The following is an 18,352-nucleotide window of genomic DNA, read 5'->3' as shown; positions in this document are numbered from 1 at the left end:
ACATGTTTGCGCTCTGTGATGTGAATTCGTTCTACGCATCATGCGAGACTGTATTCAGGCCGGACCTGAGAGGGCGGCCGGTTGTCGTTCTCTCAAATAATGATGGCTGCGTAATCGCGCGCAGCGCCGAGGCCAAAGCCGCTGGAATTACTATGGGAGAGCCGTTCTTTAAGCAAAAGGAGCTATTCCGGCGCGCTGGCGTTGTCTGCTTCAGCAGCAACTATGAGCTGTATGCTGATATGTCGAACCGGGTAATGACGACGCTGGAGGAAATGAGTCCCCGCGTCGAAATTTACAGTATCGATGAAGCTTTTTGTGACCTGACTGGTGTTCGAAATTGTCGTGACCTGACAGACTTCGGGAAAGAGATCCGCGCTACAGTTCTGAAGCGTACGCACCTGACGGTGGGTATTGGCATTGCCCAGACAAAGACACTGGCGAAGCTGGCAAACCATGCCGCCAAAAAATGGCAGCGGCAAACGGGCGGGGTAGTGGACCTATCCAATATCGATCGCCAGCGCCGACTGCTTGCTCTGGTTCCGGTGGAGGACGTCTGGGGAGTCGGCAGGCGCATCAGCAAGAAGCTGAACGCTATGGGCATTAAAACGGCTCTGGACCTCTCTGAGCAGAGTACGTGGATTATTCGAAAGCACTTTAATGTCGTCCTTGAGCGAACTGTCCGGGAGCTGCGCGGCGAGCCCTGTCTCGATCTGGAGGAATTTGCGCCTACAAAGCAGGAAATCGTCTGCAGCCGGTCTTTCGGTGAACGCGTCACTGAATACGAACAAATGAGGCAGGCCATTTGCTCCTATGCCGCCAGAGGCGCTGAAAAGCTACGCGGTGAGCATCAGTATTGCCGGTTTATCTCGGCCTTCGTGAAAACCTCACCTTTTGCGCTTAACGAGCCATATTACGGTAATAGTGCGTCAATGAAGCTTCTTACACCTACACAGGATTCCCGCGACATCATCAACGCCGCGGTAAAGTGCCTGGACAAAATCTGGAAGGAAGGTCACCGGTATCAGAAGGCAGGAATCATGCTTGGGGATTTTTTCAGCCAAGGGGTAGCACAGCTCAACTTGTTTGACGAGAACGCCCCGAGGGCAGGTAGCGAAAGGTTGATGGAGGTGCTGGATCATCTGAACGCGAAAGACGGTAAAGGAACGCTTTACTTTGCCGGGCAGGGTATACAGCAGCACTGGCAGATGAAACGGGAAATGTTATCTCCGCGTTATACTACAAGATATTCAGATCTCTTAAAAATAAGGTGATTCTCTAATCGGCCCGTTCAGAGATTTATGATGTAAATAAGCCCCTGCAAGTACACAGGGGTTTACGGATATGATGCCGGGTGCCTCCCGGTGAGTCATTGAACTAACCACTCTTGACTCGCTGCTTCAGAAATACATGATGAGCCGCTTGATACATAATTCATCAGGTTAATTAGCCCTGCCGCTGAGGAGGATTCATCATCAAATCCAATGTAACAGCTACATTCAATAAATGATACGGTATTTATTGAGGTTTTACATACTTTTTGCCGCGTCCACGTTCAAATTATTTTAAGTGATGATAATTTTAAAAGTGGTAATCATCTTTTACTTTTGAGTCTTGAAGCAATAGTTGATGTTTTGTCTTCCGGGCTGATCATTAGTAAAGTCGTCGTTGGGGATGATTCTAAACATATAATCCTATGAAGCATTTGATAGAGTCATTTTTTTAATTTCTTTGCTCCATCTTTTTCGGACTCCGATTAAGAAACTGCTTGACCTTGTAAATCGAGGAATGAGTGTAATGGAAGTTTAACTCCTCTGTTTGATTTGCAAGAAAATAAATGGTTGTGTGTATTATGAAAAAAAAGCCTGCGATTAGCAGGCGTTAATAATAAATAATTACTATTATAATTGTGATTTTTTACACTGGTCTTGCCTGTGTGTCTGGGTATCTTAAAGATACTTCTGGGCTGCATCTAGTATTTCCTGAGAAGTAAGTTCTCGATCTGATGCAACATAAACAACTTCATGGTCACCTGTTAAAGAGGGAAAACCGGCTGACATGATCTGAAGGTTTACCTCTTCTCCATTAGGATATTCTTCGCGTATTGACGTCACGCCTTTAAGTACAGTGATAACTTTACTTGGTTTACCATTAAAGAAAATGATTACTTTTTTCATATATCCCACTGTATTTGATGGCTTTTTGAGATTCGTGGTTGTTCGAAAGGGTTTGGCTTATTCACGTTATGTCACCTCTCTCGAAATTAAAACAAGCATTATGCTGCCTTTACGTGTACTGTAGCGGTCCATTTGAACTGGAGAAGTCTATGTCTGCACGTAAAAACTCTCAATTCCGCCGAAATTATTTAGTAAAATGCCCTTGTCCAATCTGCTCAAAAGATTCTGAACATAGTTACAATCGTGTACAAAAGGGGGCTCAGCTGGTGTGCCCATACTGTAGCGCTTTGTTCAAATCTTCCCAGCGCTTCTAAAAAACAATAATAGAATAAATAAGAAGTGATGCTTTTGGAGGCTGCCTAACCTCTTACGCACTTTAATGTTTTATAAGCAGTTAGCTTCTGCTTTGAGACTGTTCATGCAGCAGTCCTGCATTTCATCACATCGGTCAGCAAACTTGATGGTAAGTAAATATGCTGGCCTGTTGTAATGATGTGAGTAACCGAACATCACCTTTCACTGATAAAGTCATGCTGGCTTAAGTAAACCATCTAAAATTATCTATCGCAAAGTGTTACATTGGCAGCGATTGGACCTTTAGTTCCAGCTATGATAGCGAATTTGACTTTTTGTCCTTCAAAAAGGGTATTAAATGTTTCTCCCCGCAGGGAAGAAGTGTGAACAAGAACATCTTTACTTCCATCAAGTGGGGAGATAAAGCCAAACCCCTTATCTTCGTTAAACCACTTAACAAGACCTATGATTTTAGATGACATACAAACTCCGTTTGAACATTTCAAACTGACAAGCAAGCTCATGATAAGAAACGTATGCTGGTATATGTATGGACTCAAAAGGAGGGATATCAGAGATAACACCTAGTTATGAGAACGGCTTTTGGAAAAGTTAGATTCATCATCGCAATGAATCAGCCAAACCATTAAGGCACGTGCTGAAAGATTAAGCAAATTTTATTTTAGCCTTCCGGAAGTCCAATAAAATAGGTTTGGCTATTATTAACCAATCCTGTATAGTCAAATCTGGATTGCCATTAGGAAAATATTTGTCTCGTAAAATGACAGGAATTGTCAAAAGTTTTGACTTCAAGAGCGGAAAGGGATTGATTATCCCATCAGATGGCAGGAAAGATGTTTTTTTACATATTTCCGCATTTAGTAATAATGAAAGCCAAACGTTAAAACTTGGCGTTCGTGTTGAATTTTATCGTATAAATGGGCTTAGTGGTCCGATGGCTGCAAATATATTTCTTTCTTAAAGGGAGATAATATTAAACCAAATATAAAGTACACATCAAAAGTACATCAGATTATATATCTATTTGTTCTATCAATTTTCTCCCCTGATTTTTTACATTTCCTACTTCACGGGTCACAGCATGCCAGACAAACATCTCAGCTGGTACAGAGCCGTCAGATACAATCTCTTCCGCTTCTTTTCCTCCAGCATCCTGGCGCATCCATTCCCGGGCCGCTTCTGGCGATAGGACCAGGGGCCGGCGGTCGTGAATATCCACTAGGCCTTTGTCAGCGGCAGATGTTACTATCAGAAAACCTTCTGCTTCATCGCCTCGCTCAAACGGTATGCTGCCGATCGCGGCCATAAATATCGGCTGACCGTCTGCCCGGTGAATAAAATATGGCTGCTTCTTGTCGCCTTCCTTCTTCCACTCGAACCATCCATCAGCAAAGCAGATTGCCCGGCCATGCTGCCAGAGAGGTTTGAACATCCTGCTGGTGGCCGCTGTCTCGACACGCGCGTTTATCAATGGTGCTTTATCCCACCACCCGGGCGCGTAAGACCACAGGACCGGATCGAGATGCAGCTGCTCGTCACGTTCGCTCAGCAACAGAACTTTGGTACCTGGCGCCACGTTGTAACGTCCAATAGGCTCAGGGTCGTATGCGATGTCGCGATCGGCTTCATCGGCCAGGTAAGCCAGGTATTCTTCACGCGTTTGAGCTTGTGCAAAACGCCCACACACAGAAACCTCCAGCCAGATGTCAGACTAAAAGTATAGGGCAGGGAGAAAAAGATGTGCGCACTGGGTAAAGTTAGGGGCAAATTTGGGGGCAAAACTGCGGAATAGGGGCAAAAAAAGGGCACTAAAAATGTAGTTATGGGTAGCTTTAGGGGGAAGATGCTATGCTATAACTAATTGAATGTATTGATAAAAAAATGATATCAATGAGCTGGCAAAATCAGCGTAGCTTATTCAGGTTGTATTGCTCTTTAATTGTATTTGGTTGATTTTCTTGCATTTATTACTACCTTCGGAGCCAGTAGCGGCGAAAGACGGGTTAGCGCCGGCAGATAATAGCCAGCAGGCAAAAGTATGCCGCGTATGGTACGGATTCCGGCGGCGAATGCCAGCACGTTTTACACTCTGCGCAACAGCTAATAAAGCGTAGTCGGCTTTCTGTTCGCTATCCGGGAGAGGTGGGACCAAAACAAACCGGCGTTATCGTTGAACGCGGAAGCCATAAGGTACTGCTTGCTCATGACGGCGCGTATGCGAAGCTTCACAAAATGCAATTCGGTGCGTCGAAGAGGTCATTCATTTTGAGGCCCGCATGCAAAAGCGGGCTGATAGCACCTGACCGGATACATGCGTAAGATAGCGTATAATGCTTTCGCGACATACGCTTACATATTCCGTGACTGACCCTATGACATTGAATCGCTTTTGTTTTGTTCTGCTGATCTTCGCTGCGATTGGCAGCTTTTTTTCCTCGTATCCTTTTGCCATGTGGTTTCTGCTGATTAATATGCTGACGATAGCGATTTATGGTGTCGACAAAACGGCGGCACGAAAAGCGATGCGCAGGATACCGGAAGTCACTTTACTGACGTTTGGTACTGTGGGAGGGTGGCCAGGCGCCATATTGGGCCAACAGCTCTTTCGCCATAAAACGCAGAAGCAACCCTTCAAAACCTGGTTTTTGCTGAGCATCGTCGTGAATATTTTAGCCACGGCGGCGCTTTATCATTTCTGTCCCTTTATTCTTTTTTGAACATCATCAGGACCGCACAAATTCACCGTTGGCCTCAAGTTAACTTGAACTTTTAAGATGGCTACGACATGTTGATACAGGAGTAACATCTTAAAATGAAAGACATTGATGTAGGATTCACTCATGTTGCGTTTATGGTCAGGGATCTGGAGAAGAGCCTTGTTTTCTATCGCCGATATGCCGGGATGGACGTCATCCATTCGCGTGAGCCCGATCTTCCAACTGCCCGTAAAGTGGCGTGGCTAACTGACCATACGCGTCCTTTTGCGCTGGTTCTGGTGCAGGCGGACACCGTGACCGATACGCCGCTGGGGCATTTTGGCCACCTTGGGATTGCCTGCGCCACGCGCGAAGAAATTGACAGAAAAACCGCGATGGCCGCTAAAGAAGGGGTGTTGAGGAAAGCGCCGGAAGATCTGGGTGACCCCGTCGGCTATTATGTATTTTTTGCCGACCCTGACGGTAATACCTTAGAGCTCTCATACGGCCAGCGTGTCGGAATAACAGCGATCCAGGCGAAATAGTAAAACGCCTGAAAACGGTCTGAAAAATCCTGCTACGCTTGTTTGTTGTATCAGGAGCATGAGTATGAAGAACAAAGACGAACAAACAGGATTAGTGGGGCTGGCGATTGGGGCTGCCGTTATAGGGCTGGTTTCATCGCAAAAAACGATCGATCGTGACAGCATTGTCAACGAACTTGTCAGGCTGGGCAGGCAGAAAGGCGATGGTGTAGAAGATGAGGTTTTTCTCAAAGCTGCCGAACTGGTAAGAAAAGGGGTATAGCCAATGGCTGACATTCGTCATGCACAGTGCCACTGTGGTGCGGTGGCTTTTACCGTCGAACTGACTGACGGCTTGAATACCGCGCGGCGCTGCAGCTGCTCTTTTTGCCGTATGCGGGGCGCGGTTGTGGTCTCTGCACCGCTGTCGGGTATCACCGTGACCAGAGGTGAGGATAAGCTGACGGAGTACCGGTTCAACACGGGGACGGCGCGGCATTTCTTCTGCTCGGTCTGCGGGATTTACACGTTCCATCAGCGTCGCTCTAACCCAAATGAATACGGCGTCAATGTGGCCTGTTTTAAAAATGTGTCGCCGTTTGATTTCCCAGAAGTGACGGTGATGGATGGCGTAAACCATCCGAGCGACGGCGAAAGCGGCGTTTTTGGCTATCTCTCGTTTCGCAAAAAAGAGACCAATCAAGATTAATTACCGCCTGGCCTTTTTTTTATCAGCCTGGCTATAGTGGGAAGTGGGTTCTTAAAACAGGAGAAATTATGCTCTGTGTAGAAAAAGACGATCCGCGTGAGGCCCCGGAATCAGGGGATAAAAAACCTCAACCCGTGAAAAAATAACGCTCGAAATGCGTATGACCGCCACCGGCACTGCTGGTGGCTTTTTTCTGGGATTCACTGTTAATGGTGATCCAGATGGTTTAGCAGCGTGCCGAGATGCCCGACAATATCTCGAAAATCAAAGATTAACGCCATCCACAAGCATGCTAAAAGTGTCAGAATGGTAACGGATATACGACCAAACAACGCAGTTATCCTTAATGAAGAGGGGGATATCGGCGCAGTCTAACCCGCTTTCTTTCAACTTATCCTCAACAATATCGCGATAAAGCGCTGTTGTGAGACAAACATCAAAAAAAGGAGAGCCCGCATGACGCTGCGGGCTCTGACCATCAGAACTGGTAAACCAGGCCTAATGCAACGACATCGTCGGTGCTGATACCGTTGTTTTTGTAGAAGCTGTCATCTTCATCCAGCAGGTTGATTTTATAATCAACGTAGGTGGACATGTTCTTGTTGAAATAGTAGGTCGCGCCTACGTCCGCATATTTAACCAGGTCCTGATCGCCCTGACCGTTGCCCAGGTCTTTCCCTTTAGACTGCAGGTAAGAAATGGCCGGACGCAGACCGAAATCGAACTGGTACTGTGCGGTCACTTCGAAGTTCTGAGTTTTGTTGGCAATACCGCCGCCTGATTTGCTATCACCTGAACCGTACGGCGTCATATTACGGGTTTCAGAATACATCGCCGCCAGGTAGATATTATTTGCGTCATATTTGAGGCCTGCAGTCCAGGCATCCGCTTTATCACCCCCCGCATATTGAGACGCAGCGCCAGTACCTGCGCTTACCTGGTCATTTGTACGGTCAGATGAAGCGTAAGCGGCACCGGCACTGAACCCCATGCCGAAATCATAGGTGGTTGAAATACCGAAGCCGTCGCCATTCTCATAACGCATGTCGCGGCCGTTGTTGGTGCCTTCCTGATTGTTGCTGGCATCTTCATTGTTGCCCTGATACTGCAGCGCGAAGTTCAGACCCTGCACCAGACCATAGAAGTCAGTGTTGCGGTAGGTTGCCACGCCGTTGGCGCGGCCGGTCATAAAGTTATCCGCATAGGTGTAAGAGTCGCCACCGAACTCAGGCAGCATATCGGTCCAGCCTTCCACGTCGTACAGCACGCCATAGTTACGACCATAATCGAAGGAACCGTAGTCACCCACTTTAACACCCGCGAAGGCCAGACGCGTCCAGGACTGATTATCAGACCCTTCGGTGTTATTCGCCTGAATGTTATATTCCCACTGCGCGTAGCCGGTCATCATGTCGTTAATCTGCGTTTCACCTTTGAAACCCAGACGCATGTAGGTTTGATCGCCGTCTTTTGAGGCATCATCGGAGAAATAGTGCAGACCATCTACTTTTCCGTACAGATCTAATTTGTTGCCGTCTTTATTATAAATTTCTGCCGCATGCGCGGCGCCAGCCATTAACAGAGCTGGAATCATCAGAGCCAGTACTTTTCTTTGCATCGTGATATTCCTTTGCAGTTGTTTTTATTTGATTGCCTGTTGAACTTTCTGAAACCGAAAGTTGTCCCATGCTAAATCACTCCTGTGAAAGAGTAATAAAATATAATTGTTACTAATTGAGTAAAATCTCAAAGGAATAAATCCGCGGAAATGATCATTGTTGTGGTGAATGATTAAAAATGATTCATATTAAATAAAAATTATTAATTGGTGATTAAATCAGGTAATCTCTGCGGCGTTATATGCCTTTAAGATTATTTATCCATAATTATCGTGAATGTCATTTGGGAAACTAAAGAGAGATTCATTAATTATCTGGATTAGCCCGGTGTGAAGACATCGGGCTTTTTTTATGCCAAAAAAATGCCCGGACAAGCCGGGCAGTGGAGTTAGTCGCTGGTTGATTTTTCGGCTTTACCCGCCATTTGTGCCAGGAAGTCATACCGTTTTTGCAGATCTTCTGCGGCGTCTTTCCAGAGCTGTTCTGCCACCTCAGGCTGTTGCGCATTCAGACGGCGGAAGCGCTGTTCCTGCATCAGCGTCTCTGACAGGGCATCTGACGGCGGACGTGAATCCAGCGCCAGCGGTAATTTGCCCTCGTCCGCACGGCGTGGATCGAACCGGTAGAGCGGCCAGAAGCCGGTGGCCGTCAGTTGACGCATCTGATCGTGGCTGAGGGCCAGGTCGTAGCCATGCTCTTCGCACGGGCTGTAGGCAATGATCAGCGACGGCCCCGGATACGCTTCAGCCTCCTGAATGGCTTTCACCGTCTGGTTAAGCTGCGCCCCCAGCGAGATTTGCGCGACGTAAACGTGGCCGTACATCATCATGCTCACGCCGAGATCCTTACGTGCCTTGCGTTTACCGTGTTCACCAAATTTCGTGACGGCGCCCAGCGGCGTGGCTTTCGATGCCTGCCCACCGGTATTGGAATAACACTGCGTATCCAGAACCAGAATGTTGACGTTTTCGGTCAGGCTTAACACATGATCCAGCCCGCCAAAGCCGATGTCGTAAGCCCAGCCGTCACCGCCAATCAGCCAGATCGATTTTTCGACCAGGGCGTCAGCGTCGGTCAGAAGCTGTTCAGCGCCGTCAATTCCCTTGAGTGCGCTGCGAAGTGCAGCTACCTGCTCGCGACGAACCTCTGGCGTGGCTTCTGCGTGTAGCGCCGCGTTAAGTTCAGCCGGGATCTTATCGGCAAATTGTTCAAGCAGGCGCATCACACGTGCGCGGTGCTGGTCAACGGTGAGTCGGAAGCCCAGGCCAAATTCGGCGTTATCCTCGAATAACGAGTTTGCCCATGCCGGACCGCGCCCATTCGCATCGGTGGTGTACGGCGTGGAGGGCAGGTTACCGCCATAGATAGACGAGCAGCCGGTGGCGTTGGCAATCAGCATCCTGTCACCGTACAGCTGGGTAAGCAGCTTAATGTACGGCGTTTCACCGCAGCCGGAGCATGCGCCGGAGTACTCGAACAGCGGCGTGATCAGCTGCGAGGTACGAATATCAATGCGTTCCAGCTTGCTGCGATCGATTTCCGGCAGGTTCAGGAAGAAGTCATAATTCACTTTTTCTTCTTCAACGTGTTCAAGGCGCGACATCATATTGATGGCTTTGATGTCCGGGTTCTGCCTGTCCTTCGCCGGGCAGACCTCAACGCACAGGTTACACCCGGTGCAGTCTTCCGGTGCGACCTGCAGAACGTATTTCTGGCCGCGCATGTCGCGGGATTTTACATCCAGAGAGTGCAGGCTGGCCGGGGCATCTTCCATTGCTTCCGGTGACACCACTTTGGCGCGAATGGCCGAGTGCGGGCAGGCCGCGACGCAGTGGTTACACTGGGTACAGAGTTCTTCTTTCCAGATGGGGATCGCTTCGGCGATGTTGCGTTTTTCCCAGCGGGTGGTGCCCATCGGCCAGGTTCCGTCCGGCGGCAGCGCAGAGACGGGCAGGGCGTCACCCAGCCCGGCCAGCATGGCGGCCGTGACGGTCTTCACGAAATCAGGTGCGGCATCCGATACCACCGGAGGGCGATTCGGGCTGGCGTCATTGACCGGCTGCAGCGGCACCTCGAACAGCGACTCGCGCGCCAGCGCCAGCGCCTGCCAGTTTCGCTCTACCAGCTCCTGCCCCTTGCTGCTGTAGCTTTTGGCGATGGCGCCCTGAAGTTCCACCAGCGCGCTGTCGCCCGGCAGGATATTGGTCAGATGGAAGAAGGCCATTTGCATGACGGTATTAATACGCGCGGCCAGGCCACATTCGCGGGCGATTTTCGCCGCGTTAACCACATAGAATCGGGCTTTTTTCTGATTCAGCACCGTCTGTACTTCCTGCGGCAGGCGCGCCCAGACCTCATCCGCATTGTATGGCGTATTGAGGAGGAAAATACCGCCGGGCTTCAGGCGCTCAGCCATCTGGTACTTGTCGATAAACTGCAGTTGATGGCAGCCAACAAAGTCGGCCTGAGAAATAAGGTAGGCCGAGCGGATGGGCTGCTCGCTGACGCGCAGGTGAGAAACGGTCAGACCGCCGGCTTTCTTGGAGTCGTAGACGAAGTAACCCTGCGCGTACCACGGGGTTGAATTGCCGATGATCTTGATGTTGTTTTTGGTGGCCGAGACGCTGCCGTCGCTGCCCAGGCCGTAGAACAGCGCTTCAAGTTTGGCTGTCGCAGGCAGGGTATTTTCAGGTAAAGGCAGGGAAAGATTCGTTACGTCATCATAAATGCCGACCGTGAAACGCGGCTTAGGTTTCGCTTCCCTTAGCTCGTTAAACACGGCCAGCACGCAGTCCGGGCCAAACTCTTTGGAAGACAGGCCATAGCGACCGCCGATAACGCGCGGTAGCGTTTCACGTTCGCCGTTATTAAAGGCTTCAGCGAGGGCGGTCATCACGTCAAGATACAGCGGTTCCGCGTGTGCGCCAGGCTCTTTGGTTCGATCGAGCACCGCCACGGTACGCGCGCTTTCCGGCAGGGCAGAGAGCAGATGTTTAGCCGAGAACGGGCGGTAAAGACGCACTTTAAGCACGCCGACCTTTTCGCCGCGGGTCAGCAGCTCGTCAACGACTTCTTCACAGGTGCCGATAGCAGATCCCATCAGCACAATCACGCGCTCAGCCTGCGGATGGCCGTAGTATTCGAACGGCTTGTACTCGCGTCCGGTTGCGGCGGCAAAGTCATTCATTGCCTGCTCGACGTGGTCATAAACCGCGTTGTACCACGGGTTTGTGGCCTCGCGTGACTGGAAATAAGTATCCGGGTTTGCTGATGTCCCGCGAATTACCGGATGTTCCGGGTTAAGGGCGCGGGCGCGATGCGCGTCAATTTCCGCCTGTGGCAGCAGATCCAGGATAGTCTCGTCCGCCAGCGGGACGATTTTGTTGATTTCGTGAGAGGTACGGAAACCATCAAAGAAGTGAATAAACGGAACGCGACTTTTAAGCGTGGCGATATGCGAAATTAAGGCAAAGTCCTGCGCTTCCTGAACGCTGCTGGCGCACAGCATCGCGCACCCGGTCTGGCGCACGGCCATCACGTCCGAGTGATCGCCAAAAATTGAGAGTGCGTGGGTGGCCACCGTACGCGCCGCGACGTGCAGGACGAAGGGGGTCAGTTGACCCGCGAGTTTGTACAGCGTTGGGATCATTAACAACAATCCCTGAGAGGAGGTGAACGAGGTGGAAAGCGCGCCAGTCTGCAGCGCTCCGTGGACCGTAGCAATCGCACCCGCTTCAGACTGCATTTCAACCACTCTCGGGACATCGCCCCAGACGTTTTTTAACCCGTTCCCGGCCCAGGCATCCGCTTGTTCGGCCATGGTGGAACTCGGCGTGATCGGATAGATGGCGATAACTTCACTGGTGCGAAACGCGACTGAGGCAACTGCACCATTACCGTCAATAGTTTGCATAGGACGACACCCTTACATTGCGCAAAAAATAGGGGGCTGTCATAAGGCGACAAACCCTGAATATTATCTGTGTAGTCTAGCAAACAGGGGGTTTTACGATTTTCGCTTTTGTGTCCTCGGTATTCCCACCATCAATGGTTAGATCAAACTTAGGGCGAAAAAATTGCGAGAAATTGTTTCAGCGGCGCATAAATACGCACTTCCGCTCTCGACGACACGGGATGTGATGCCTATTATGCTTAGGTTTCGCACTAATTACGGGGAAGAGAGCATGCGTTCAGCATTTTGGGTAGGGTGTGCCGCGTTGTTGTTGTCGGCATGTAGCAGTGAACCTGTGCAGCAGGCCACGGCGGCCCACGTGGCGCCGGGAATGAAAGCGGCAATGTCCAGTTCAGGCCAGGCCAACTGCGCCATGATTGGCGGCTCACTGTCTGTTGCCCGCCAGCTTGATGGTTCGGCTATTGGGATGTGCGCCTTGCCAAACGGCAAACGCTGTAGTGAACAGTCGCTTGCCGTTGGAAGCTGCGGTAGCTACTGATTATTCTGCTCGCTTAAACATCAGCGTCTTATCGGCCGTCGCCAGCGTCAGCTGGTCTTCAGTCAGGTCGACCTGCGCCCCTTTGCGCAGCATGTCGCCAATGGCCTGATCCAGCTCGTTAAGCTGTGGTTCGGTACAAAGTTTGCGGGTCATCGCCAGCGTTTTCACTTTTAGCTCACCTTCGGACAGCTTTCCCTGCCCGTTGAAGCGGTTACACATCTGGCCCGAAACGCTAATGTTATCAATGAGACTAATGTCGGGAAGCGCGTTAAAAACGATCTCAGGCTGCGTTGTCATGCCCTTCACGGATTTGCCGTCCACGTTTTCCAGAACAAAACGGTGGCTCTTCAGCTGATCCGGCTGAACGGATGCTTTGCCCGGATTAACGCAGCCGCTGAGGACAAGGCTGATAACACTTAACGCGATGAGCTTTTTCATTTTTCTTCTCAAATAATAAATTCTGTGAATCTTTTACCAGTGTAACGATACTCTGCGGTGCGTTAATGGGGTTTATCTGAAAGTGCGGGGTGGTGCCGGGCAGCACAGGGCTGCCCGGAATGAAGTTTAATGCGATTTAAACCCGGCAGCCGTCATCAGCATGCGAAAGAGCATGCTGACTGCTGCCAGCGCAAGTACGCTGCCGCCCCAAATAATGGCCAGCCACAGCAATCTTTTCCAGACAGGTTGTTGCATCAGTGATAACCCTCCCCAGGCTGAACTTTGCCGCGAAATACGTAGTAGCTCCAGAAGGTGTAGACCAGAATAACGGGAATGATCAACAGCGCGCCCACCAACATAAAGCCCTGGCTTTGCGTCGGCGCGGCGGCCTGCCACAGGGTGATCGACGGCGGTATGATATGCGGCCAAATGCTGATCCCAAGCCCGCTAAAGCCGAGAAATATTAGCCCCAGCGTCAGAATAAACGGCCGAGCATGGCTGTCAGGATTACTCAGGCAGCGCCACTGATAGAAGCTAAACATGACGACCAGGGCAGGGACTGGCAGCAGATAAAACAGATTCGGCAGCGTAAACCAGCGCGCCGCGATGGCCGTGTGCGCCAGCGGCGTCCAGAGGCTGATCGCTGCGATAAACGCCAGCAGCACGATTAACAGCGTTTTCGACACTTCACGCATTCGCTGCTGCAGCGCATTTTCGCTTTTCATCACCAGCCAGGTTGAGCCTAACAGCGCGTAGGCCACCACCAGACCCGCGCCGCAGAACAGGTTAAACGCGGTAAACCAGTCAAACGGTCCGCCGGTATACGTTCTGCCAGTGACGCTAAAGCCGTTAATGACGGCACCTACCGTCACGCCCTGGGTAAAGGTCGCCAGAACGGAACCGCCAATAAACGCCTTATCCCAGAAAGGACGGTGGGCTGGCGTGGCTTTAAAGCGAAATTCAAACGCCACGCCGCGGAATATAAGTCCGATCAGCATTAACGTCAGCGGAATGGTCAGAGCATCAACAATCACCGCATAGGCCAGTGGGAATGCACCGAACAGGGCGGCACCGCCGAGCACCAACCAGGTCTCATTGCCGTCCCAGACCGGTGCGACGCTGTTGACCATCACGTCGCGATCGTCGGCGTTTTGTGTTGCCGGGAACAGAATACCGATTCCCAGATCAAACCCGTCCATGACGATATACATCAGCGTGGCAAAGACGATGATGACAAACCAGATAATGGAAAGATCGATACCCATTATGGCTGCTCCTTATGTTCAGCTGTGACGGCAGAAAGCGGGCGCGCCGGGCGTCCATCGGACTCGGTGGCGAACGATTCATGCGGCTGCGGGCCTTTTCGGATGAGGCGCACCATATAGCTGTAGCCCACGCCGAATACCGAGGTATAGACGACGAAGAAGGCCAGCAGGCTCACGCTCATATGCAGGTCACCATGGGCTGAAACCGCATCCTTCGTTCGCTGGAGTCCGTAGACCACCCACGGCTGGCGGCCGACTTCGGTGGTGACCCATCCGGCCAGAATGGCAATCAGCCCGGATGGCCCCATCAGCAGCGCAAACCACAGGAACGGACGCGAAGAATAAACCCGCTTTTTATAACGCAGCCAAAGCGCCACTACCCCAAGCAGCAGCATCAGCATCCCTAAACCAGCCATAATGCGGAACGACCAGAAGACGATGGTGGAATTAGGACGGTCTTCCTTTGGAAACTCTTTTAGCGCAGGGACCTGTTTATCCAGGCTGTGCGTCAGGATGAGGCTACCCAGCGCCGGGATCGCCACTCCAAAGCGGGTGCGCTCCTGCTCCATGTCAGGCCAGCCAAACAGCAGCAGTGGAGTAGGCTCGCCTGGCGGATTTTCCCAATGGCCTTCAATAGCGGCAATCTTGGCGGGCTGATGCTTTAAGGTGTTCAACCCGTGCATATCGCCAACCAGGGCCTGGATGGGGGTAACAATCAGCGTCATCCACAGCGCCATCGAAAACATCGCCCGAATGGCAGGGGTATTATTCCCGCGCAGCAGATGCCATGCCGCGGATGCACCGACAAACAGGGCGCTACTCAGGAATGCCGCAATCGACATATGCAGCAGGCGGTAGGGGAAGGAGGGGTTAAATACCACGGCGAACCAGTCCACCGGTACCACCTGTCCGTTGACGATTTCGTAGCCTTGCGGGGTCTGCATCCAGCTGTTCGAGGAGAGGATCCAGAAGGTTGAGATAATGGTGCCCAGCGCCACCATGCAGGTGGAGAAGAAGTGCAGCCCTGGCCCCACTTTATTCCAGCCGAACAGCATCACGCCGAGGAACCCGGCTTCGAGGAAGAAGGCGGTAAGCACTTCATAGGTCAGCAGCGGGCCGGTAATGCTGCCCGCAAATTGCGAAAAGCCGCTCCAGTTGGTGCCAAACTGGTAGGCCATCACCAGCCCGGAGACCACGCCCATGCCAAAGTTGACGGCAAAAATCTTCGACCAGAAATGGTACAGCGAGCGCCAGACCGGATTTTTTGTTTTCAGCCACAGCCCTTCGAGCACGGCCAGATAGCTGGCCAGGCCGATAGTGATGGCCGGGAAAATAATGTGAAAGGATACGGTAAAGGCAAACTGTATCCGCGCAAGGTGAAAAGCATCCAAACCAAACATGCAAAACTCCGCGATGTAATTATGTCGATGCCATTTTAAGCCGCGCCAGCTCTGGGTTGCAGAAACAGACCTGACCTATTTACCTATAACAGTTTTCTCGCCAAACAACCTCTTCCCCAAAATCCCCCCAAAACTCTTCCCCAAAACTGCACACTTACTGAGCAGCAATAAACGTCCATCCATCCTCGCGTTCATCGTGATACATCTCAGTCATCGCCGCTGATTTATGCCCCAGCAACTGTTGAGTATCGATCCCCTGTTTTTCGTACAAACGTTCCGACAAAGAGCGTTGTTCATGGAACGACGTCGGGGTTTTTCCTACGGGTGGAACAATACCGACATGGTCACGGCAACGTGCGAACATGGTGCTCGCTGTGGCTTTGTTGATTGGATCGCCTGACCTGTATTTCTTCGTCGTTCTGACATGATGGACAAGGTAGGCACTCAGTGCATTATCTCGACATCTATCAACGACTTCTACAAGTGAGAGGCCAATTGCCTCGCAACGAAGAGAAAGGGGAAGGGCGAGCTTCGCACCTGTTTTACCCTGCTCGACGTATAAATACCCGTCCTTAATATCCTTAAATTTCATCTTTAGGATATACCCGCCTAACAATTTCAACATGGCTCAGACAAGCCGACCTGACATTACCAGCGTTTCAAAACCAGATAGCTCAATTCCTGACGGCTTTACGGGGTGAACATGCGCGATATGGCTGACGTGTTAAAACGGCTTCAGAAAATTGTCCCTGCCGGAGTACAGCCCAAGTTCTCCAGTGCTGAGGAGCTTATGGCATGGCAACAGGAGGAGGCGCGCAAGCACTCAGAAAAACTGAACCAGGAGAATAGCCGTACCAGGTTAGAAAAGACATTCGGGCGCTCGGGCATTCGTGAACGTTATCAAAACTGCACGTTCAAAAATTATTCGGTAGTGAATGATGGCCAGCGCAAAGCGTTGTCTTTGGCTAAATCCTGGCTGACTAATTTCGGATCCGGCTGTGCATGTTTCGTTTTCAGTGGCACCCCTGGGACGGGTAAAAATCATCTTGCTGCAGCGATAGGAAATGCTCTCCTAGCTCAGCACAAAAGCGTTCTGATTATTACCGTTGCTGACCTCATGACCGAGTTCAAAGCGGGGTTCAGTAGTGGAAAATCAGAGGCCGAGCTGATGGAGAAGATGTCGCGCGTCGATTTGCTGGTTCTAGATGAAGTTGGCGTACAGATGTACTCACAATACGAAAAGGTCATTTTGCATCAGGTCATTGATCGACGAACGGCAATGCTTAAACCCGTTGGGGTGCTGACCAATCTTAAGGAAGTAGAATTAACGCAGACTATAGGGGAGAGGGCGCTTGATCGTCTTCGAATGGGGGGGGATGTGGGTGAATTTCGATTGGCCAAGCTATCGTGGCTGTCGCTGATAATTTTTCCCAAAGTAAAATCATATAACGAACGTTATGATGTAATTTATTACCCCTCGGCAAAAACAAGATTTTAATCAATATATTCTTTAATAAAAGGGTAGTAAGAGTATAAACTGTCTTAGAACCTTGAGTATGTTCATGAGCTTGAAGTTACATTTTAGTATGTATTTATATTGTTGGACTCGTAAAAAATTTCGATTTGAATGGAGATCAAAGTGAGAATTAAAGCATTAGCTATTTTTTTAGCAGCAATCTGTTCAGTGCCAGCGATTGCAAAGGAACCCGCCAGTTCAAAACCATTACCTAAACTTGAAAACGGCTATGCTGGGTTATTATGTGGCTACTTCGATGAAGAAGCTCCTAGCCCAGAACTTGTAAGCAAAGCGGAAGCAAGAATTAAATTAGCTACTAAGAGCAATAAGACCTACGTTGCGTCTTCAGCTAACCGTGTAGCAAAAGCATATGCCTATCGAGACAGAGATAGCGGAGGTGATTGCTGGGCTAATGTTCAAGACGAATATTGGGAACCCAAAAATCAACCCAAATGAATTTTCGTTGATACCAGTAATGTCCAGTTGATGTGACAAATCAGCGCCCGCTAGGCCGTCCTCATTAGAGCGCGATAAGCTTTGTGGGCACTTCCACCAAATGTATATAAATATACACCTTAGCAACTAATGACCTTAAGACCCTGCCATCATGCCGTTGAAGCTTGATTTGCCTCTCTGAGCCTCAATCATACTGCACGCGCTTGACATACGTAGCAGGCTATTAATTTTGTTTGGATTATTTATCACCTACCCAAAAAAGTAGGGGCTCCCAAAGTTATGGTAACTCAATGAATAATATAGGTTTCTGAAAGAGGTTTGTTACTTTCCAATTATGGTGGTCGTAAATTAATCATTTAAATGAATTAGTTATCACCGGTCAAAAGTCTGTGTAAATGGGTGTAAATGACTACTGTATGCGTATACAGTATTTTTTATCTCGTGAGTTAAGAGCCGTACAGAGAACCGGCTTATTAGTCAGTGCTTACAGAAAATGACAAGTCAGGACGCGCGAGGAAGACAAAGAGACTACCTCTGAGAGAACAGGAGAAGCGGGTGTACATTCCAGATCATCTTATATTGGGTATACACGACAGCGACAGGTCGCTGGTCATTCGCAGAAATCGAGATGGTTCCTTCAAAGATGGGTTTGTAATGCGTCCTGACGAATTTGTTGCCAGCCTGGCGCTGATCGATGAGGCACGAAAACTTGTTGCCCCCGAAGAGCGTCAAGGAGATGACGACTGATACACTAATGATTTATAATAGTAGTCGGGTCTGAACAACCCT

Annotated in this window: 21 protein-coding genes and 3 pseudogenes; 13 read left to right on the top strand and 11 right to left on the bottom strand. The window is 50.1% G+C overall.

The genetic code is table 11. From position 1 onward, the window contains the following. Window positions 1-2 precede the first annotated feature (2 nt). The gene (locus tag IB212_RS12105; RefSeq protein ID WP_188245588.1) at window positions 3-1,271 is read left to right on the top strand and encodes a Y-family DNA polymerase; all 1,269 of its coding nucleotides are present in this window, start codon (window positions 3-5) and stop codon (window positions 1,269-1,271) included. Window positions 1,272-1,946: 675 nt separating this feature from the next. Here the strand turns inward: IB212_RS12105 and IB212_RS12100 are convergent. Further along, on the bottom strand, window positions 1,947-2,174 hold the full coding sequence (locus IB212_RS12100) for a hypothetical protein (RefSeq protein WP_071993718.1): 228 nt from the start codon (window positions 2,172-2,174) through the stop codon (window positions 1,947-1,949). A 68-nt stretch (window positions 2,175-2,242) separates the two neighbouring features. On the opposite strand from IB212_RS12100, the gene IB212_RS12095 reads away from it, so the two are divergent. Further along, a complete protein-coding gene (locus IB212_RS12095) occupies window positions 2,243-2,488 on the top strand; it encodes a YnfU family zinc-binding protein (RefSeq protein WP_309257186.1) in 246 nt (81 codons plus the stop codon). A gap of 243 nt (window positions 2,489-2,731) precedes the next feature. On the opposite strand, the gene IB212_RS12090 is transcribed toward IB212_RS12095, so the two are convergent. Further along, window positions 2,732-2,950: a cold shock domain-containing protein gene (locus IB212_RS12090; RefSeq protein WP_028013321.1), complete on the bottom strand. Its 219-nt coding sequence runs from the start codon at window positions 2,948-2,950 to the stop codon at window positions 2,732-2,734. A gap of 287 nt (window positions 2,951-3,237) precedes the next feature. On the opposite strand from IB212_RS12090, the gene cspF reads away from it, so the two are divergent. Further along, complete coding sequence (gene cspF / locus IB212_RS12085; RefSeq protein WP_071993719.1) at window positions 3,238-3,450, top strand: cold shock-like protein CspF; 213 nt, start codon at window positions 3,238-3,240, stop codon at window positions 3,448-3,450. Window positions 3,451-3,501: 51 nt separating this feature from the next. On the opposite strand, the gene IB212_RS12080 is transcribed toward cspF, so the two are convergent. Together IB212_RS12080 and IB212_RS12075 are read right to left on the bottom strand one after the other, a co-directional pair. Then, window positions 3,502-4,176 carry an SOS response-associated peptidase gene (locus IB212_RS12080; RefSeq protein WP_188245589.1) on the bottom strand — a complete coding sequence of 225 codons (675 nt, stop codon included), beginning with the start codon at window positions 4,174-4,176 and terminating at the stop codon, window positions 3,502-3,504. Window positions 4,177-4,473: 297 nt separating this feature from the next. Next, window positions 4,474-4,578 (bottom strand): annotated as a pseudogene (locus IB212_RS12075) (site-specific integrase); the annotation flags it as partial. 71 nt (window positions 4,579-4,649) lie between these two features. Between IB212_RS12075 and IB212_RS12070 the strand changes: the two are divergent. From IB212_RS12070 to IB212_RS12045, 6 genes and pseudogenes are all read left to right on the top strand, one after another. Beyond that, window positions 4,650-4,733 (top strand): annotated as a pseudogene (locus IB212_RS12070) (ABC transporter); the annotation flags it as partial. A 128-nt stretch (window positions 4,734-4,861) separates the two neighbouring features. Continuing rightward, window positions 4,862-5,206, top strand: coding sequence for a DUF1294 domain-containing protein (locus IB212_RS12065; protein WP_041912004.1), 345 nt, complete (start codon window positions 4,862-4,864; stop codon window positions 5,204-5,206). A 95-nt stretch (window positions 5,207-5,301) separates the two neighbouring features. Then, window positions 5,302-5,730 (top strand): VOC family protein, encoded by a 429-nt coding sequence (locus tag IB212_RS12060; protein ID WP_041909731.1) that lies wholly within the window; start codon window positions 5,302-5,304, stop codon window positions 5,728-5,730. 64 nt (window positions 5,731-5,794) lie between these two features. After that, the gene (locus IB212_RS12055; RefSeq protein WP_028013317.1) at window positions 5,795-5,992 is read left to right on the top strand and encodes a hypothetical protein; all 198 of its coding nucleotides are present in this window, start codon (window positions 5,795-5,797) and stop codon (window positions 5,990-5,992) included. A gap of 3 nt (window positions 5,993-5,995) precedes the next feature. Continuing rightward, window positions 5,996-6,418, top strand: coding sequence for a GFA family protein (locus tag IB212_RS12050; RefSeq protein ID WP_041909734.1), 423 nt, complete (start codon window positions 5,996-5,998; stop codon window positions 6,416-6,418). Between the two features lie 68 nt (window positions 6,419-6,486). Continuing rightward, on the top strand, window positions 6,487-6,564 hold the full coding sequence (locus IB212_RS12045; protein ID WP_223239581.1) for a hypothetical protein: 78 nt from the start codon (window positions 6,487-6,489) through the stop codon (window positions 6,562-6,564). A gap of 332 nt (window positions 6,565-6,896) precedes the next feature. On the opposite strand, the gene ompC is transcribed toward IB212_RS12045, so the two are convergent. Further along, window positions 6,897-8,036: a porin OmpC gene (gene ompC, locus IB212_RS12040; protein ID WP_028013315.1), complete on the bottom strand. Its 1,140-nt coding sequence runs from the start codon at window positions 8,034-8,036 to the stop codon at window positions 6,897-6,899. 389 nt (window positions 8,037-8,425) lie between these two features. Continuing rightward, a complete protein-coding gene (nifJ, locus tag IB212_RS12035; RefSeq protein WP_041909735.1) occupies window positions 8,426-11,950 on the bottom strand; it encodes a pyruvate:ferredoxin (flavodoxin) oxidoreductase in 3,525 nt (1,174 codons plus the stop codon). 271 nt (window positions 11,951-12,221) lie between these two features. Here nifJ and IB212_RS12030 point away from each other — a divergent pair, with 271 nt between their 5' ends. Further along, window positions 12,222-12,488 (top strand): DUF333 domain-containing protein, encoded by a 267-nt coding sequence (locus tag IB212_RS12030; RefSeq protein ID WP_028013313.1) that lies wholly within the window; start codon window positions 12,222-12,224, stop codon window positions 12,486-12,488. On the opposite strand, the gene hslJ is transcribed toward IB212_RS12030, so the two are convergent. The 5 genes from hslJ to IB212_RS12005 form a co-directional block, all read right to left on the bottom strand. Next, window positions 12,489-12,926, bottom strand: a complete 438-nt coding sequence (gene hslJ / locus IB212_RS12025) for a heat shock protein HslJ (protein WP_041909737.1) — start codon at window positions 12,924-12,926, stop codon at window positions 12,489-12,491. A gap of 126 nt (window positions 12,927-13,052) precedes the next feature. Next, window positions 13,053-13,181, bottom strand: coding sequence for a DUF2474 domain-containing protein (locus IB212_RS12020; protein ID WP_008501283.1), 129 nt, complete (start codon window positions 13,179-13,181; stop codon window positions 13,053-13,055). Beyond that, window positions 13,181-14,191, bottom strand: coding sequence for a cytochrome d ubiquinol oxidase subunit II (gene cydB, locus IB212_RS12015; RefSeq protein WP_041909739.1), 1,011 nt, complete (start codon window positions 14,189-14,191; stop codon window positions 13,181-13,183). The genes IB212_RS12020 and cydB overlap by 1 nt, the downstream gene beginning before the upstream one ends. Further along, window positions 14,191-15,591 (bottom strand): cytochrome ubiquinol oxidase subunit I, encoded by a 1,401-nt coding sequence (locus IB212_RS12010; protein ID WP_188245590.1) that lies wholly within the window; start codon window positions 15,589-15,591, stop codon window positions 14,191-14,193. The genes cydB and IB212_RS12010 overlap by 1 nt, the downstream gene beginning before the upstream one ends. A 154-nt stretch (window positions 15,592-15,745) precedes the next feature. Continuing rightward, window positions 15,746-16,183: a tyrosine-type recombinase/integrase gene (locus tag IB212_RS12005; protein ID WP_255344339.1), complete on the bottom strand. Its 438-nt coding sequence runs from the start codon at window positions 16,181-16,183 to the stop codon at window positions 15,746-15,748. A gap of 111 nt (window positions 16,184-16,294) precedes the next feature. On the opposite strand from IB212_RS12005, the pseudogene IB212_RS12000 reads away from it, so the two are divergent. The 3 genes and pseudogenes from IB212_RS12000 (at window position 16,295) to IB212_RS11990 (ending at window position 18,310) form a co-directional block, all read left to right on the top strand. Further along, window positions 16,295-17,012, top strand: a pseudogene (locus tag IB212_RS12000) (ATP-binding protein). Between the two features lie 218 nt (window positions 17,013-17,230). Then, complete coding sequence (locus tag IB212_RS11995; RefSeq protein ID WP_155963352.1) at window positions 17,231-17,563, top strand: hypothetical protein; 333 nt, start codon at window positions 17,231-17,233, stop codon at window positions 17,561-17,563. A 555-nt stretch (window positions 17,564-18,118) separates the two neighbouring features. After that, on the top strand, window positions 18,119-18,310 hold the full coding sequence (locus tag IB212_RS11990) for a hypothetical protein (RefSeq protein WP_041909743.1): 192 nt from the start codon (window positions 18,119-18,121) through the stop codon (window positions 18,308-18,310). Window positions 18,311-18,352 lie beyond the last annotated feature (42 nt).

Origin of the sequence: Enterobacter sp. E12, from assembly GCF_014596715.2 — a bacterium.
Taxonomy (GTDB): domain Bacteria; phylum Pseudomonadota; class Gammaproteobacteria; order Enterobacterales; family Enterobacteriaceae; genus Enterobacter; species Enterobacter bugandensis.
The sequence above is the reverse complement of the archived record's forward strand: the minus strand, read 5'-3'. Positions and strand labels throughout refer to the sequence as shown.